The 15,526-nt window shown below is 62.9% G+C and carries 16 protein-coding genes; 9 read left to right on the top strand and 7 right to left on the bottom strand.

The features are described 5' to 3' along the window. The first annotated feature begins 30 nt into the window (after positions 1-30). From C442_RS08380 to C442_RS08370, 3 genes are all read left to right on the top strand, one after another. On the top strand, positions 31-462 hold the full coding sequence (locus tag C442_RS08380) for a bis(5'-nucleosyl)-tetraphosphatase (RefSeq protein WP_008309479.1): 432 nt from the start codon (positions 31-33) through the stop codon (positions 460-462). 361 nt (positions 463-823) lie between these two features. Beyond that, positions 824-1,489 carry a DUF4013 domain-containing protein gene (locus C442_RS08375; RefSeq protein WP_239642283.1) on the top strand — a complete coding sequence of 222 codons (666 nt, stop codon included), beginning with the start codon at positions 824-826 and terminating at the stop codon, positions 1,487-1,489. A 40-nt stretch (positions 1,490-1,529) separates the two neighbouring features. Next, entirely contained in the window at positions 1,530-2,576 is a 1,047-nt protein-coding gene (locus C442_RS08370; RefSeq protein ID WP_008309477.1) for a DUF5787 family protein, read from the top strand. Between the two features lie 56 nt (positions 2,577-2,632). Here the strand turns inward: C442_RS08370 and C442_RS08365 are convergent, their stop codons facing one another. Genes C442_RS08365 through C442_RS08355 form a run of 3 tightly spaced genes read right to left on the bottom strand, consistent with a single transcriptional unit; the run spans position 2,633 to position 5,101 of the window. Next, entirely contained in the window at positions 2,633-3,112 is a 480-nt protein-coding gene (locus C442_RS08365; RefSeq protein WP_008309476.1) for a DUF5797 family protein, read from the bottom strand. Positions 3,113-3,158: 46 nt separating this feature from the next. After that, entirely contained in the window at positions 3,159-4,394 is a 1,236-nt protein-coding gene (locus C442_RS08360; protein WP_008309475.1) for an ABC transporter permease, read from the bottom strand. Continuing rightward, the gene (locus tag C442_RS08355; RefSeq protein ID WP_049942912.1) at positions 4,394-5,101 is read right to left on the bottom strand and encodes an ABC transporter ATP-binding protein; all 708 of its coding nucleotides are present in this window, start codon (positions 5,099-5,101) and stop codon (positions 4,394-4,396) included. Before C442_RS08355 ends, C442_RS08360 begins: the two co-directional genes overlap by 1 nt. A gap of 116 nt (positions 5,102-5,217) precedes the next feature. Between C442_RS08355 and C442_RS08350 the strand changes: the two genes are divergently transcribed. Next, entirely contained in the window at positions 5,218-6,237 is a 1,020-nt protein-coding gene (locus C442_RS08350) for a LolA family protein (protein WP_008309473.1), read from the top strand. 24 nt (positions 6,238-6,261) lie between these two features. Here the strand turns inward: C442_RS08350 and C442_RS08345 are convergent, their stop codons facing one another. Genes C442_RS08345 through C442_RS08335 form a run of 3 tightly spaced genes read right to left on the bottom strand, consistent with a single transcriptional unit; the run spans position 6,262 to position 8,909 of the window. Next, positions 6,262-6,726, bottom strand: coding sequence for a Mut7-C RNAse domain-containing protein (locus tag C442_RS08345; protein WP_008309472.1), 465 nt, complete (start codon positions 6,724-6,726; stop codon positions 6,262-6,264). Next, a complete protein-coding gene (gene polX / locus C442_RS08340) occupies positions 6,719-8,455 on the bottom strand; it encodes a DNA polymerase/3'-5' exonuclease PolX (protein ID WP_008309471.1) in 1,737 nt (578 codons plus the stop codon). The genes C442_RS08345 and polX overlap by 8 nt, the downstream gene beginning before the upstream one ends. A gap of 1 nt (position 8,456) precedes the next feature. Then, on the bottom strand, positions 8,457-8,909 hold the full coding sequence (locus C442_RS08335) for a DUF5788 family protein (RefSeq protein ID WP_008309469.1): 453 nt from the start codon (positions 8,907-8,909) through the stop codon (positions 8,457-8,459). Positions 8,910-9,137: 228 nt separating this feature from the next. Here C442_RS08335 and C442_RS08330 point away from each other — a divergent pair, with 228 nt between their 5' ends. Next, positions 9,138-11,222 (top strand): caspase family protein, encoded by a 2,085-nt coding sequence (locus tag C442_RS08330; RefSeq protein WP_008309467.1) that lies wholly within the window; start codon positions 9,138-9,140, stop codon positions 11,220-11,222. A 67-nt stretch (positions 11,223-11,289) separates the two neighbouring features. On the opposite strand, the gene C442_RS22875 is transcribed toward C442_RS08330, so the two are convergent. Next, complete coding sequence (locus C442_RS22875) at positions 11,290-11,421, bottom strand: DUF7503 family protein (RefSeq protein ID WP_011223170.1); 132 nt, start codon at positions 11,419-11,421, stop codon at positions 11,290-11,292. Positions 11,422-11,833: 412 nt separating this feature from the next. On the opposite strand from C442_RS22875, the gene C442_RS08325 reads away from it, so the two are divergent. The 4 genes from C442_RS08325 to C442_RS08310 all read left to right on the top strand — a co-directional run bounded on the left by C442_RS08325 (position 11,834) and on the right by C442_RS08310 (position 15,497). Continuing rightward, positions 11,834-12,778 carry a response regulator gene (locus tag C442_RS08325; RefSeq protein ID WP_008309465.1) on the top strand — a complete coding sequence of 315 codons (945 nt, stop codon included), beginning with the start codon at positions 11,834-11,836 and terminating at the stop codon, positions 12,776-12,778. 86 nt (positions 12,779-12,864) lie between these two features. Continuing rightward, positions 12,865-13,809 (top strand): rhomboid family intramembrane serine protease, encoded by a 945-nt coding sequence (locus tag C442_RS08320; RefSeq protein ID WP_008309463.1) that lies wholly within the window; start codon positions 12,865-12,867, stop codon positions 13,807-13,809. A 2-nt stretch (positions 13,810-13,811) separates the two neighbouring features. After that, on the top strand, positions 13,812-14,630 hold the full coding sequence (locus C442_RS08315) for an endonuclease V (protein ID WP_008309461.1): 819 nt from the start codon (positions 13,812-13,814) through the stop codon (positions 14,628-14,630). Positions 14,631-14,672: 42 nt separating this feature from the next. Further along, on the top strand, positions 14,673-15,497 hold the full coding sequence (locus C442_RS08310) for an SDR family oxidoreductase (RefSeq protein ID WP_008309459.1): 825 nt from the start codon (positions 14,673-14,675) through the stop codon (positions 15,495-15,497). Positions 15,498-15,526: the final 29 nt, after the last annotated feature.

Below are 15,526 nucleotides of genomic sequence, written 5' to 3'. Positions count from 1 at the left end.
TCTTAAGTAGCGGTGTCATAAAATCCGATAATGATAGAGGCCACGAGCGCGGGAGCCATCCTCTTTCGCGATACGCGTGGCCGGCGGGAGTACCTCCTGCTCAAGAGCCGACCCGGCGATTGGGAGTTCCCCAAGGGCGGCGTCGAGGGCGAGGAAGAACTCCAGCAGACCGCCATACGCGAAGTGAAAGAGGAGGCCGGAATCGGCGATTTCCGGCTTTTAGACGGGTTCCGCGAAGACTACGACTACGTGTTCGAGGCGAACGGCAACACCATCCACAAGACGGTCCACCTGTTCGTCGCGAAATCGTTCGAAGCGTCAGCCGAACTGTCCACAGAACACCGCGACCTGCAATGGCGCGACTACGAGCAGGCCATCAACACGGTCACGCAGGACGGTCCCCGCGAGATACTCGAACAGGCAGACGAGTTCCTCGACGAGCGAGCGGACGACGAGGAGTAGAGGGAGAGCGGACAGCACCCAGCCCGATTCACGGAGCACCGACGTGGCCATCTGGTCAGCGATGGCTTTACCGTCGCTTGATGACGAAACTGGATGTTCTCTCCGACGAATACAGATCCGCTCAAGTGACATATGAACTAACAGAATGGCATCACTTTCTGTGGTATCCTGCCCGACAGTTCGCCCATATATGTAATACAAGCTACTAATACCGCGATATCAGCCGCAGCTAAGCTATTTACGGGCATAAATGTGTTTTATGAATAATCTCTAATTCAATACTAACAGTATTTTTAAATACGATAAGCTTACAGTTTGCAAAGAGGCATCCAAAATGTTAGAAGACGGACTATCGTACCCAATGCAAGGCGACAGTTGGATAGCACAGATGTTGATCGGCGGCGTACTGCTGGTGTTCTTTTTCCTCTTGATTCCGGTGTTCGCGTTCAACGGCTATTTGCTTCGCGTGATCGGAACGACGGTTGAAGGTGAATCCGAGCCACCCGCCTGGGACGACTGGGGTGAACTCATCATCGACGGCATCAAGTTCAGTATCGTCGGTCTCGTGTACTCTATCGTTCCCATAGCTGTCATCTTCGGTATCGGCAGCGTCCTCCTCGGGTTGGGTGGCGCTGCTGGCGACTCTGGCGGCGGAATCATCGCCGGCTTCGGGTTCATGACGATCCTCCTCCTGATTCCAGTAATGTTCCTCATTTACTATATTGTCCCGGCAGCACTCGCCAATATGGCGGTCGAAGGCAGCCTTGGAGCAGCGTTCGACTTCTCATTGCTGAAAAACGTCGTTCTCACGAGCGACTACTTCATCGCAGTCCTGATGCCGATTGTCGTTGGCATCATCACGAACCTCATCAGCAATATTCTGGCGATTACTGTCATCGGACTCGTTCTCGTTCCGTTCGTCACCTACTACGGGCAGGTCGCCGTCTTCCGTATGTTCGGAACGGCATTCGCAAGCCAGACGAACAAGAGCGCACAGCAGGTAACAGGTCCGACCACGTCAGCCTAACCCAGCAGTTCTTACGCGGCCGGCTATTTTTTCGAGATACGTGACATCGAGTGGTGGAGCCGATTCAGACTCCGAGTTCGCCTTCGAACTGGCCGTCTGTCAATGGGCCGAGCGAGCGTGGTCGCCGTCCGACGATGCGGCGGTGCTGATCGCCAGACAGTTCGGGACGAAACACCGACGCTGGGACACGATTGTACTGGAGTGTGACCCCGACAGACTCCGCGAGCGAGCGACGTTCGGCGGAGACGCGTTCGACTCGGACCTCCTGCACGTCCTGCAGAACGCGCCGGCCGACTGGACGTACTACCGCGACGCGCTGCCTGACCCGGGCTATCCGTGGCGGTACGTCCGAGAGTCGATTCACGAGGCGGCCGACCGGGACGCCATCGAGACCCGAAAGCGGGGTAACCGCATCGAAATCCGTCGGGTACGCCCGTATCCGGACTGGGTCCGACGGATCGTCGCTATCGAGAACAAGCCCGATCTCACTGCCAGCGCCGCCAGAAATCTCGTCCCACAACTACAGCGGGACATCGCCTTATCGCTGGCCGACGAGGTGTGGGTGGCGACGGCGGCGACCGACGAGCGCGTCGAGCCGATCCTGCTGGCTGACTTGCCGGCAGCCGCCGGCGTGTTGACAGTCGACCCAGAGATAGGCACGGCCGAGGCGGTCTGGCAACCGCGGTCGCTGTCGGTTGACGACCCTGGAACGCGCATTCTGGACCGACCGGACGACGACACCAGCGCGGCGCGGTTCGAGTACGTGGACACCGACTGGAAGCACGAGCGGCGGCTCGCCATCGCTGAGCGGGCGTATGCTCGCGGGTGGCGCGCGTACGTGGACACGATGCGTCCCGACTGCCGGCACTTCCAACTCAGCGCCGACGAAACTGGTGTGTATCCCCACTGCGCGGCGAAAGACTGTCTACCGACAGCGGCGGAGTGTCGGGGCCAGTGCCCGTCCTACGAGCCGGAGCCGCCGGCGTGGCGGTCGAAGGCGTGGCCGCTTGAGGGCGGGCCGGGCAAAGCAATACAACGGGTGTTAGCACGGCGTCGTCGCCGCCAGCGGCCGGGACTGTCGGAGTAGCGGACCGACACCGCGGCCGGGCTGTCAGAGTAACCGACCGGTACTGCGGGACGCACTCACTCCTCGGATAGCTCGATGTCCAGTTCGTCCCGGGGAACGGCGAGCCTGAACGTCGGCACCGTCTTCTCAACCGTCTCCACGATACCTTTGTCTGCGAGGCTGCGGAGCGCGGAGCGAACATCGTCGGTGTCGCGGTCCTCGCCGACCTCGCGGAGGGCGTGTAACACGGCGACGACGCTCTGGCTCTCCTCGTCCGGCCCGGCGATCACGTCGACGATAGCCTGCTGAAGCGTGGTGACCGTCACCGTCTGTATCCGTTCGGAGTCCTCCCCGTCGATGAGCGTCGTCGCCTCCGGCGTCGCACAGATGAGGCTGTTGTCGTTGCGGTAGTAGTACTCCTTGAGTTCGGATTCGAGGTACTGGTGCACCTCGCTCCCGCTGTCCATGTCCCAGCGCTCCTGCAACTCGCCGTTTTTCGTCGGCTGGAGTTCGACGATGTCGGCGAGTCGCTCGCGGGCATCCTCCGAGAGGGTCATGGCCCGTCGGTACGACGACCACGTATTTCGGTGTTCTGAATCCCGATCATTCGTGTCTGAGCGCGTCGATGGGGTCGACCCGGGCCGCCCGCCACGCCGGATAGAGACCGGCCACCACGCCGACAAGGACGCCCACGGCGACCGCGAGCGCCATCCACAGCGGCGCGAGCGAGAACGTGACCTCGGCGTACCGGGTCGCGCCGTAGCCGACGAGGAGTCCGAGCGGGACGCCGAGCAGCGAACCAATCGTCCCGAGCAGTGCGGCCTCGACGAGGAACACCTGCATTACATCGCGGTTGCGCGCCCCGACGGCTTTCATGATGCCGATTTCGCGGGTCCGTTCGGTCACGCTGACGAGCATCACGTTGGCGATACCGATAGCGCCGACGACCAGCGCGATAACGGCGATGCCGGTGACGAAGCGCGTGATGCGCTCGATGACGTCGCTGATTTCCTCGACGAAGTCGTTGCCCGAGCGAGCGACCAGTTCCGTGTCGTCGGCCGACAGCGACCGCGCATCAGAATTACCGGAGAGGTACGTCTGAATCGCCGACTGCGTTTCCGGAATCGCCCGAGGGTCGACGACGAGGGTCACCTGCGGGTACGCGCGCTGTCGCACGCCCGCTGAAGGACTCTCGACGACGGAGTCGTAGAACGGGTCGATGGGGACGTACACCCGCGGCTGGCGGGCGAACTCGCTGACCGGGACCTCGCCGCGGGTCCCGTTGACGACGCCGACGACTGTGACGTTGCGCTCGCCCCCGTCGGGCATCGTCATCGTGAGTCGCTCGCCGGTCGTGAGGTTCTCGGAAAACGACCTCGCCATGCGCTCGTTGACGACGACGGCCTCCTCGTCGGTTTCGAAGGAGCGTCCGTCGACGAGGACCCCGTCGTTGATGCTGGCCGGCCGTATCGCCGTGACCTGCTGTCTAGCGAGGGTCTGGTCCCCGTGCCGTACCGATTGCGTCTGGACGGTGCCCCGCGGGAGTACCGCTTGTACTCCGGTAATCCCCTCCAACTGCTGAATGTCGTACTCGGTAAACACCGGCTGAAGCGTCCGGTCGAAGTCGTCGTCGCCCGACGGCGTCCCGAACACGTAGATGTTGCCCGCGTTCGATGTCTCGATGTCGCCGACGATTTCCGCCTCGACGCTGGCCCCGAACGTGGCGAAGGTGATGACCGACGCGATGCCGATGACGACGCCGACGACCGTCAGCGCCGACCGGAGCTTGTGGGCCCTGATAGACCGGAGCGTGATGCGCACGCTTTCGCCGGTGTCCATCAGTCCTGCCCTCCGGAAACGTCCTCGACGGACTGGATGTGGCCGTCCTCGACGTGGACGATGCGCTCCGCCCGCTCGGCGACGTGGCGCTCGTGGGTCACCAGCAGGAACGTGTTGCCCGCCGCGTGGAGATCGTCGAACAGGTCGAGTATCTGTGCGCCGGTGTCCGTGTCGACGTTGCCGGTGGGCTCGTCGGCGAGAATCAACGCCGGGTCGGTCGACAGGGCGCGGGCGATAGCGACCCGCTGGCGCTGGCCGCCGCTGAGTTCCGAGGGGACGTGGTCGGTGCGGTCGGCGAGCCCCACCTCAGAGAGTAACGACACCGACCGCTCGCGGCGACGGGCGCGGTCCCAGCCGTCGAAGACGAGCGGCAGGGCGACGTTTTCCACCGCGGACAGTCGCGGCATGAGATTGAACGTCTGGAAGACGAAGCCGACCTCAGTCCCGCGGATGTCGGCCCGTTCGGCCTCGCTGGCCGCCGAAACGTCCTGTCCGTTGACGACCACCTGTCCCGACGACGGCGTGTCCAGCCCGCCGATGAGATTCAGGAGTGTGCTCTTGCCGGAGCCGCTCGGTCCCATAACCGCCGTGTACGACCCTGCCGACAGGTCCAGGCTCACATCGTCCAGCGCCGTCACCGTCCCGCCGAGGTCGTACTGCTTGCTGACGCCCTCGACGCGGACGGTCGTGTTCGCTGACTCGCTCACGGACCGATGTACGGACTGGACGGCAATGAGGGGTTCGCCGGGCCCAGGTTTCGCCGGATACAGTCCGCGCTCTGACAAGAAGAACCCACTTACCACTCCAGTCCTAAGACCGGACAATGACAGCCGATACCGGACGGAGACTGGCTATCGTCGCGGTGTTCGTCACCATTGGACTACTGGCTGCTGGGGCGGTCGCCGGCGTGTCCGGCCTCAGCGAGATGGGGCAGCCGTCCGGCGACGACGTGCTCGACCGGACCGAGCAGCGCTACGACGCAACTGAGACAATTACCGGAACGGCGACGGTGAGCGTCGCGAACGACTCGGTGTCGAAGACCGCTACGGTCGAGTACGCCGCCGCTGAGCCCAACAAGACGTGGGCCGCCGTCACGAGCGAGAACCGGTCCTACGAGATGGGGACGAACGGGACCGTCGTCTGGGCGGTCGGCGAGAACCAGTCCTACGGCCGCGAACTGCCCGAGGACCCGGCGGCGATGAACGACACGACGGACCCGGTTCCCGAGGAGAACGTCACCGCGACGCTCCGGGGGACCGATGAAGTCAACGGCGAGTCGACGTACGTTCTCGACCTGGAACCGACCAACGAGAGCATCGACGCGCCGAACACGACGCTGTGGGTCGACACTGAGGACTACCGCGTCCACAAGCTGACCACTGACGACGGGACCAACCGGACGGAACTCACCGTCGAGGAGACAAACTTCAACGTCAGCATCGACGACAGCCAGTTCGCCCCGCCGGCTGACCGGGTCGCCGTCACGACCGTCGAGAGGTACGACTCCTACGACGCGGCCCAGTCCGCGACGGAGATGGACCTGCCCGAATACGAGAACGGGACCTTCGAGGAAGCCCGGTACATCAGCCGGCCCGAGAGTACGGCTGTGGCCCAGCAGTACAACGCCGATGGGGAGAACGTGACGGTTCTGTCTGCGACCGGCGCGTCGAGCTATCTGGCCGATGCGGAGAACGGGACGGCGGTACAGGTGAACGGCCAGAACGCGACTGCAATCGAGCGCGACGACAGTGCTGTCGTCTACTGGACCGAGGACGATGTCACGACCGGCGTGGTCGTCGAGGGGACGACCGACGAGGCCGTCGCCGCGGCTGAAGAACTGTAGCGACGCCCGCTGACTTTCTACGTTCTAGAGGCCGTCCAGCGTCGCCTGAACTGACGCCCAGTGGCTCCCTTTCCAGAAGTACTGTCCGCAGTCGGTACAGCGCCAGACCGTCTCGTCGTCCGTATTCGGTGCGTACTCCGGCGTCGGTTCCACCGGATCGACCTGTTCGACCGGCCCATTGCAGACGCCACAGTGAGCCGGCTCCGAAGCGAGTGAGAGGTTGAAGCCGGCATCGGCGAGTTCCCGCAACTGGTCCTCGACTGCCCGCTCGATGAGGAGCACGCTCTCGGGTGCGCGGGCGGCGAGGTCGCTGTCCCGAGTAATCACAAGCCGGTCTTCGCGTTCGGCGAGGGCGAGGAGGTCATCGTCGGCCTCGGCGTCCCGATCTAGCGCGTACGCCGTGTCGTAGCCGCACATCCGCAGATAGGTGGCGAGCTTGCCGAGCATCGCATCGAGCACGAGCCGGTCGCTTGGGGAATTCTCAGGCATCGAGGAACTCGCGGAGGCCCTCGGCGTCGCGGGTGTTCAGCACGTCGTCCGTCTCGGCCCAGCCCCGCCGCGCCGTGTGGACGCCGTAGCGCAGAAGTTCGAGGTCGCGTGGGCTGTGTGCATCGGTGTTGATGACGATTGCTGCCCCGGCCTCGACGGCCTGCTTGACCGCGCCGCCGCCGAGGTCCAGCCGGGCCGGGTTGGCGTTTATCTCCAGCGCCGTGTCGTTGTCGGCGGCGGCTGTTGCGAGACGCTCGATATCAACATCCAGCCCTTCCCGGCGGTTCAGATAGCGCCCCGTCGGATGGCCGATGACGTTCACGTCGGGGTGTTCCGCTGCGGCGACGAGGCGGTCCGTGCCGTCCCCGTCCAGCGCGGCATGTGGCGAGGCGACGACCACGTCCAGTTCCGCCAGCAAGTCGTCGGCAACGGAGATACTGCCGTCCGCGGCGATGTTGGCCTCGACGCCGGAGAACACGTCGATGTCGGCGTCCGCCGCGACCGATTCCACCTCGGCCAACTGTTCGCGGAGTTTCTCGTCCGGGACGCCGACGCCGCCGACCATCCCCGGTCCGGTCGCGTGGTCCGTGACAGCGAGGTAGTCGTGGCCGAAGTCGGCCGCGCCCGCGACCATTTCTGCGATGGTGTTGCCGCCGTCCGACCAGTTCGTATGGGTGTGGATATCGCCGCGGACCTCGCCCTCGGCGAGGAGGTCGGGGAGCGACCCGTCGGCGGCGGCTTTGACCTCACCGCGGTTCTCGCGGAGTTCCGGCGGCACCCAATCCATGCCCAGCGCGTCGTACACTGCGTCCTCGGTCTCGCTGGCCACCAGTTCGCCGGCCCGCTGGCCGTCGTCCTCGACGCCTTCGACATCAAACACGCCGTACTCGTTGACTTTGAGGTCCCGTTCGATAGCGCGGTTGCGGACCGCCACGTTGTGGTCCTTGCTCCCGGTGAAATACTGTAGCGCCGCGCCGAACTCCGAGGGGTCGACGATTCGCAGGTCGACCCGCACGTCGTCCGCGTAGGCGCTCGCTTTCGTCTCGCCGGACTCGATGACCCGGTCGAGCCCGTCCCAGTCGGTGAACCGCTCGACGACGGCCTCGGGGTCGGTGCTTCCGACGAGTACGTCCACGTCGCCGATGGTCGGTCGCCAGCGGCGGATCGACCCACCGAGCGCGCACTCGGCCACGGCGTCGCCGCCGGCCATGAAGCTCCGAATACGGTCGCCGTACGGCCGGGCCTCGCCGAGCAGCGACCGCTCGTGGGCCTCGCGGGCGAAGTCGAGATTGTCGAGGATGTTCTGCTCCGTTTTCGCGCCGAAGCCCGAGACTTCCTGTATCTCGCCGGCCTCGGCGGCTGCTTCCAATTCGTCAAGGGTAGTGATTCCCAGCGCCTCGTACAGCGAGCCGACGGATTTCGGTCCCACGCCCTCGACCGCCGTGAGAGCATCCATCTCGACGGGGAGTTCCGCGCGGAGTTCGGTTAGCTCCTCGATTTCGCCAGTGTTGACGTATTCAACGACCTTCGAGGAGATAGCGTCACCGACGCCGTCGATCTCGCCGACGCTGTCCTCGCCCTCGGTGGCCAGCCCCTCGATCGCCCCGGGGAAGTCCCTGATGTTCTCGGCTGCCCGGCGGTAGGCTCGGGGCTTGTACTCCACCCCTTTCGCGTCCAGCAGGTCGGCAAACTCTTCGAGCAGTGTCGCGATTTCGTCGTTCCGGCTCATGTTAGTAGCTCCGCCCGGCACGACCCGTGCCGGAGTCCGCGTCCTCGTGACCCAGTGCTTTCTGGAGGAACTTCATCCAGCGCTTCCTGTCGGCCGTCTCCTGGGTCTGCGCTTCCTGTTCGATGTTGGCCGCACCGAGCTGTTCGAGCGCGTTGAGCGCCCGGTCGATACCGATGATGGCCGTGGCAAGCTCTTCGCCGCGCTCGTAGCTCACTTTGTTGTCCTCGATCCGCTGCTTGCGCTGGAGGCGCTCGCGCCGCAGGTTCTTTTTCGCCTGCTCGACGCGTTCGCGCTCGCCCCGCGGAATCGTCTCCCGACGCTTGATTTCGAAGACGAACGACTGGAGTTCGATCTCCTCGCCCTGCACGGTGATCTCATCGGGGATATCCGCACCGACGGTCGCGCTGTCGCGTTCGATGCGCTCCAGCAACTGTTTGCGCTCGAACTCTTTCACTACCGGAGTGTTAGACCGGGGTGCCCTTACCCGCTTCGCCAAGCCACCGGCGGTGTTTGCACGGAACTTCCTGTCTTGGATCGGCCACGCGTCCCTATCCTGTCCCCCAGTTTCGGGGGAGATCCATCCCGTGGTCTCGACTAAGAGAGAACGAAGTCGGCGATATCTTTTTCATGGTTTCTGTCGTTCTCATTGTACGAGAGTCCTACTGTCCCCCTCGCCTATTACATGACTCTAACGTTCGAACCGCTTGACGACCGCCCTGGACTTGCGGTTATTGATCAGATCGAGCGCCAGCGCTACCGGATACACACGCCGACCCCCGTCGCGCCCAGGGAGGCAGCGACCGACATGTTCCAGTATCCGGTCGGGGACGCTGTCCGGATACAGACACGCGCTATCGAACTTCCGACAGTGGTCATGGTGTACGTCCGTGACGATGCCGGAGCGATAGCCGCCGAGGTCGCCCAGTTCGAGTCGGAGACGCTGCCGGCGGACGACTACGTGCTGGACCCGCTGACGCAGATCAAGACGTATCTGCGGGTCGAAGACACCGCGGTAGAGGTCACCGTCGACTCGGGCCGGACCCGCATCGAGTTCGACGCTCCGGTAGACCTGCTCATCGGCGCTCGGTCCCAGCACGACCGGCCAGCAGCCACGGTCACGACGACTGAGCAACCGACAGACGTGATGGTCGCAGTCGAGACCTTCGGGTCGGCGCTCAAGGCTCACGACCCCGAGCGCTCTTATCCGACGCTTCGCGGCCACCCACCGGCGCTTGAGATCGGTGACAGTCTGGCTATCCCGTCGGATATCGACAGGCCGGATACCGGTGTCACACTCGAATTACCGCCCGACCTCCCGTCGATCTTCGTCGCCGCACCGCTTGCGTACTATCTCGGAGCCTCACTCGTCCCCGCATCCGAACCGCGGCTCACGACCGACACGGGATTTACGTACTCGCTTGATACCGCACGGGGCTTCGAATCCGAGGTCGGACGCACGCTCAAACGTCTCTTCTTTCTCGATTGTGTCACGCGAACCGAGGGATTCCACCAGATCGACTTGCACGAGCGAGCGGCCATCGAGCCGTACGTCGACCTCGACTTCCAGTCGCTGTATCAGCAGCCGCTGGCGGAGCAGGTCGCCGCCTATCTGCAGGTCCCGTACGACGTCATCGAGGACCATATCCCGAAGTGGCGGCTGACGACGCACATCGACCCGGTGCCGGCGAACGCGGAACAGCTCCCGTACGTCGTCGACGACCTCGCTATCGTCCGAACACACCAGCGAGAGCAGCTGGAGCAGGCGAGCGTTCCGGCGGAAGTCGAGGCCGAGTTCACCCGGGACGATGTCATCACCCGCGCCGCGAGTTCCGATGCTGCGACCGCTCCATCCGAGGCGGACTACGTCGAGCCGCAGGCCGAGGACTCACTGGAACAGGCCTGGATCGGGGACAGTATCCCGATCGGTGCAAGCAAACTGACCAAAGCGGCGTTCGAACACCGGCTCGACCGCGACACGAACGCCGAGGACATCACGATTCGCGTCGTCCAGAACGACGCTCGCATGGACGAGGAACGGCAGGTCGTCGACGACGTGTACGGCACCCGCGACGACTTGCCGTTCGATGTCACGGTCCACGACGACCTGACGACGGCGGAGCTCAGGACCGTTCTCACGACCGACGCGGAGTTCTTCCACTACATCGGCCACACCGAACACGACGGCTTCGTCTGCCGCGATGGCAAGCTCGACGTGACGACAGTCGACTCGGTCGGTATCGACACCTTCCTGCTGAACGCCTGCAACTCCTACAACCAGGGGTTAGCGCTCGTCGAAAAGGGCGCAATCGCTGGCATCGTCACGCTTAACGAAGTGCTGAACGACGGCGCGGTTCGCATCGGTGAAACGGTCGCCAGGCTGTTGAACTGCGGCTTCCCCCTTCGAGCGGCGCTTACTATCGCACGTAAAAAGAGCGTTCTTGGGGGGCAGTATATCGTGGTTGGTGATGGTGGTGTGACAGTTGCGCAAGCGGAAAACGGGACACCGAATCTACTGAATGTTTCTGCGACCACAGCAGGATACGACGTAGAAATGAAGGCCTATTCTATGGATAACAAAGGCTTAGGAGCAATCGTATTTCCGTTCTTTGAGAAGTGTGAAGAGTACTTTTTAGCGCCGGGATCAGTTGGAAGTTTCAATATTTCTAGCTCGGAACTATCTGAGTTCCTTCAGATGCAACAAGTCCCTGTCAAAACCGGCGGAGATCTCTATTGGAGTAATTCGATGGAACTAGAAGATATCGGCTGATTTCCTTGCCGGTTTTTGCTAAGAACAACGCGACGAAAACAGCTGCTTATGTTGCCAGTTCTACGGTTTATGGCCCGATGTAGATATTATTATTAGCTGCTGCAGTCCCCGCCTGTGACAGTAGCATCAGGAGGGTGAACAGTGCGCCGGCCATTTTCGGGTGCTCTGCGAGGTATTCGCGCATGGTAGTATCGGACATGATACGATTTTGATGTAGGGCGCGAAATAATTAAATTTATCTGAAGTGTACCTACATATTATATGTTGTATTAAGTATAGAATTAAAAGATAAATCCGGGAATCTACACATATAAGACTTGAACCGACCATATGGCGGTCAAGTAACACAGACGGGTGAAACGTTCAGAAGAAGGCCCACAGCGATACACCTCATCAGTAGCGTTTAGTAGACTGGTATGTAACTACTGGCCAGGATTAGGTATTGATGTCTGGATGGGTAGTTCCTGACTACTATTTGAAACACATACGTCCCGCCGGCTCTCTTTGGCGGGCAGACGTAGGGGGGCTGAGGTCTACAACACTCACGACCAGCGTGACTGGACGGGTGATTGCGTTCGACTGCTGTACTATCGACAGCACCGTGAGAGAAAATGACTCCTGAGGAGCAGTGGCAGCTCGAGGATAAGATAGTGGAACTCTCCAGCGAGGCCATCAGCGGAAGCCGCCGCGCGACGACGCGTCACACACCGCTTCTCCGGACCGAATCAGCGGACCGCCGCGATGAAATACGGGCAGAGGTGCCGATTCCACTAGCGAAGGTCGAGCAGTCCCAGCAGTGTACCGTGTTGCACGTCGACGACGACCCACAGGTCGGTGAACTGGTCGAGATGTATCTCGAACGCATCAACGACGACTTCGACGTCGTGACGAAGACCAGCGCCGTCGCCGCGCTCGATTTCCTCCGGACCGAGCAGGTCGACTGTATCGTCAGCGACTACGACATGCCAAACACCGACGGGCTGGAGTTTCTGGAACTCGTCCGCGAGCAGTACCAGGACATCCCGTTCATTCTGTTCACTGGCAAGGGTAGCGAGGAGATCGCGAGCGAGGCAATCGCGTCGGGCGTGACGGACTACATGCAGAAGGGAGGCCGGTCAGATACGTACGACGTCCTCGCCAACCGAATCGAGAACGCCGTCGAGCAACACCGCACCGAACAGCGGTTCTGGAACGCCCTCTCGTGGTATCAACGGCTCGTCGAACAGGAGCTCGCGGGCGTCTGTATCATTCAGGACGGGACGTTCGTCTACGTGAACCAGAAGCTGGCCGACATTTTCGGCTACGACCAGAGTGAACTCATCGACGAATCACCGACTATACTCACTCCAGAGGGCGACGAAAGCCAGTTCCCCAGCTCACTCCGAACCGCAGAGTCGGACGAGCTTGACACGTTCCATTCGGAATTTGCGGGGCAACAGGCCGACGGCGAAACGCGCACCACCGAGGTGTCCGGCGGGTCGATCGAGTACGACGACGAACCGGCGTGGATCGGCGTGCTCCGGGACGCTGAAAGCAACCCCGACATCGGCGAATGAGCCGCTGCGTCACGAAACCCGTCACAGACTGACGGCCGACAGTATAAGCACAATCCCTTTCCACCGCCCACTCCTACCGTAGGACAATGTCGGAGTGCGATGCCTGTGGAAAGCAGGAGAACATGCCGTACCAGTGTGGGCACTGTGGCGGGACCTACTGTTCGGAACACAGACTGCCCGAGGCCCACGATTGCCCCGGACTGGATAACTGGAGCGATCCGGGCGGCGTGTTCGACAGCGGGTTCGATGAGAGTGTAAACACTGGCCAGACCTCCGGGGGCGGCGGCGTCGCCGACCGGCTCGGTATCGACACCGGACCCGGCGGCCCGCTGGCGTACTTCCGGGGGAACGTCACGTACCTGTTCCTGGCGATCATGGGGATCGTGTTTATACTTCAACACGTTGTGACGTTCACGCTCGGTGAACAGGCTCACCAAATGCTGTTCGTCCTTCACCCGAACAATCCGGAGTACGTCTGGACGTGGTTTACATCAATATTCTCTCATGCTCGAGGGGGTCTGTTCCATATCTTCGGGAACGGCATCATCATCTACTTCTTCGGCCGGCTGGTCGAGCAACAAATCGGATCGAAGAAGTTCGCTATCTTTTTCCTTGTCTCTGGAGCGCTTGCTGGCCTCGGTCAAATCGGTCTCCAAATGATCCAGAGCGGCTCCGGCTACGGCGTCCTCGGGGCCAGCGGCGCGGCGCTGGCAATCATGGCGTTCCTGACCGTTCTGAAGCCGGATCTCCGCGTGTACCTGTACTTCCTGATTCCCGTCCCGATCTGGGCCATCACCGGCTTCTACTTCCTGCTGAGCATCGCCGGGACGTTCAGCATGCAGGGGGCCGGGCTACTCGGCGGCAACATCGCCCACCTCGCACACCTCATCGGCCTCGTCATCGGGCTCTGGTACGGCCAGAAGATCAAGGGGCAGACCCGGATGCCCGGCCAGATACAGTTCGGTGGTGGCGGTGGCGGCGGCCCAGGCGGCCCCGGTGGACCGGGTGGTCCCGGCCGCCGTCGTCCGTGACGATGGACCCGGTTCGCCCCGAGTTCGTCCCCGACCCGTCGCTCTCGCAAGCGGAGATGGAGTTGCTGCAACGCGACATCGCCGAGGTTGCGCGATTCGAGGACGACCTGGACTTTTCACCCGAGACAATCGGGCGCGCCGGAGACGTCCCGGACGGCGACCAGACGACGCTGGGTGCTGGCGACGATACAACGGACGCGCCGCTCGTCGCCGGCGTCGACCAGGCGTTCGTCGACGACAGGGCCGTCTCGGCTATTGTCGTGCTACGGAACGACGAGGTCATCGAGCGGGTCAGCGCCGTGGAGCGCACCGAGATTCCGTACATTCCCGGCCTGCTGTCGTTCCGCGAAGGCGGCGCAATCCTGGCCGCCTTCGCTGAGTTGGAGGCCGACCCGGACGTGGTACTCGTCGACGGCAGCGGTCGCATCCACTTTCGGGAGGCCGGCCTGGCGACACACATCGGCATCACGCTGGACGTGCCGGCCGTCGGCGTCGCCAAGAGCCTCCTCTGTGGCACGCCGGAGCAGTCGCTCGACGAAACATACCCGGAAGGGACTCGGATTCCGATTGCAGCAGACGACAGCGTCGAGACCTGCCCCGATGGAACGGTTATCGGTCATGCGCTCCAGACGCGTCAGTACGACTCACCGAACCGGCACATCAATCCGCTCATCGTCAGCCCCGGCCATCGCGTCAGCGCAAGCACGGCGGCGGACATCGTCGAAGCCACCACCGACGGCTACAAGCTCCCCGAGCCGACCCGGCTGGCCGACAGCTACGCCGACGAGGCGAAGGCTGCTGTCAGTACTCCGTCCGAATAACCGACAGTATAACTTCCCGGGGTGTGTTCTCCCGGCCAACACATGGCGAAGACGGTGCTGATTACGGGGGCGTCCTCGGGTATCGGGCGGGCGAGTGCCGAGGCGTTCCTGGCCGACGACTGGACAGTCTGGGCGACCGCTCGCGAGGAATCGGACATCGAAGACCTCGGCGAAGACGGGTGTGAGACCGCCGAACTCGACGTGACGAACCCGCGCGAATGCGAGCGGGTCGTTGAGTCGCTCATCGACGCCGAGGGACGGCTCGACTGCCTGGTGAACAACGCCGGCTACCCGCAGTTCGGCGCGGTCGAGGACGTGTCGACGGCGGCGCTACACGAGCAGTTCGACGTGAACCTCTACGGCCCCCACCGACTCATCCGCGAAGCGCTCCCGCACATGCGGGCTCGCGAGAACGGAACTATCGTCAACGTCTCCAGCGTCGCGGGCCGTATCGCGTTCCCGAACCAGGGTGGCTACGCCGCCTCGAAGTTCGCTCTGGAGGGGCTCAGCGACGCGCTCCGGATGGAGGTCGAAGAGTTCGGCATCGACGTGGTGCTCGTCGAACCCGGACCGGTGGAGACCAACTTCGACGACCGCGCCGAGGAAGAACTCGACGAGCTCGACAAGTCCGGCGCGTACGACTGGCTGTACCAGGCCCACGAGGATTCGAGCCTCGTCGGCATCCAGGACGCACTGTCGGTCACCCCCGGGACGGTGGCGCTCACCATCCGCGACGCCGCCAGCGCCAGCGATCCCGAGCCGCGGTATCCCGTCGGCCAGGGCGCGCAACTGCTTCTCATGCTTGACTATCTGCCGGCGCGGTGGCGCGACGCGGCCTTTGGCGTCATCCGGAAGCTGACGAGTTAAGCAACGACTGCCGCCCGATACACCAATCC

Source organism: Haloarcula amylolytica JCM 13557, assembly GCF_000336615.1.
Taxonomy (GTDB): domain Archaea; phylum Halobacteriota; class Halobacteria; order Halobacteriales; family Haloarculaceae; genus Haloarcula; species Haloarcula amylolytica.
The sequence above is the reverse complement of the archived record's forward strand: the minus strand, read 5'-3'. Positions and strand labels throughout refer to the sequence as shown.

Coding starts and splice junctions, on each gene's coding strand:
- C442_RS08375 (WP_239642283.1), top strand. CDS start 824: ATGCAAGGCGACAGTTGGATAGCACAGATGTTGATCGGCGGCGTACTG.
- C442_RS08350 (WP_008309473.1), top strand. CDS start 5,218: ATGACAGCCGATACCGGACGGAGACTGGCTATCGTCGCGGTGTTCGTC.
- C442_RS08345 (WP_008309472.1), bottom strand. CDS start 6,726: ATGCCTGAGAATTCCCCAAGCGACCGGCTCGTGCTCGATGCGATGCTC.
- C442_RS08315 (WP_008309461.1), top strand. CDS start 13,812: ATGGACCCGGTTCGCCCCGAGTTCGTCCCCGACCCGTCGCTCTCGCAA.
- C442_RS08325 (WP_008309465.1), top strand. CDS start 11,834: ATGACTCCTGAGGAGCAGTGGCAGCTCGAGGATAAGATAGTGGAACTC.
- C442_RS08365 (WP_008309476.1), bottom strand. CDS start 3,112: ATGACCCTCTCGGAGGATGCCCGCGAGCGACTCGCCGACATCGTCGAA.
- C442_RS08310 (WP_008309459.1), top strand. CDS start 14,673: ATGGCGAAGACGGTGCTGATTACGGGGGCGTCCTCGGGTATCGGGCGG.
- C442_RS08380 (WP_008309479.1), top strand. CDS start 31: ATGATAGAGGCCACGAGCGCGGGAGCCATCCTCTTTCGCGATACGCGT.
- C442_RS08330 (WP_008309467.1), top strand. CDS start 9,138: ATGACTCTAACGTTCGAACCGCTTGACGACCGCCCTGGACTTGCGGTT.
- C442_RS08360 (WP_008309475.1), bottom strand. CDS start 4,394: ATGGACACCGGCGAAAGCGTGCGCATCACGCTCCGGTCTATCAGGGCC.
- C442_RS08320 (WP_008309463.1), top strand. CDS start 12,865: ATGTCGGAGTGCGATGCCTGTGGAAAGCAGGAGAACATGCCGTACCAG.
- C442_RS22875 (WP_011223170.1), bottom strand. CDS start 11,421: ATGTCCGATACTACCATGCGCGAATACCTCGCAGAGCACCCGAAAATG.
- polX (WP_008309471.1), bottom strand. CDS start 8,455: ATGAGCCGGAACGACGAAATCGCGACACTGCTCGAAGAGTTTGCCGAC.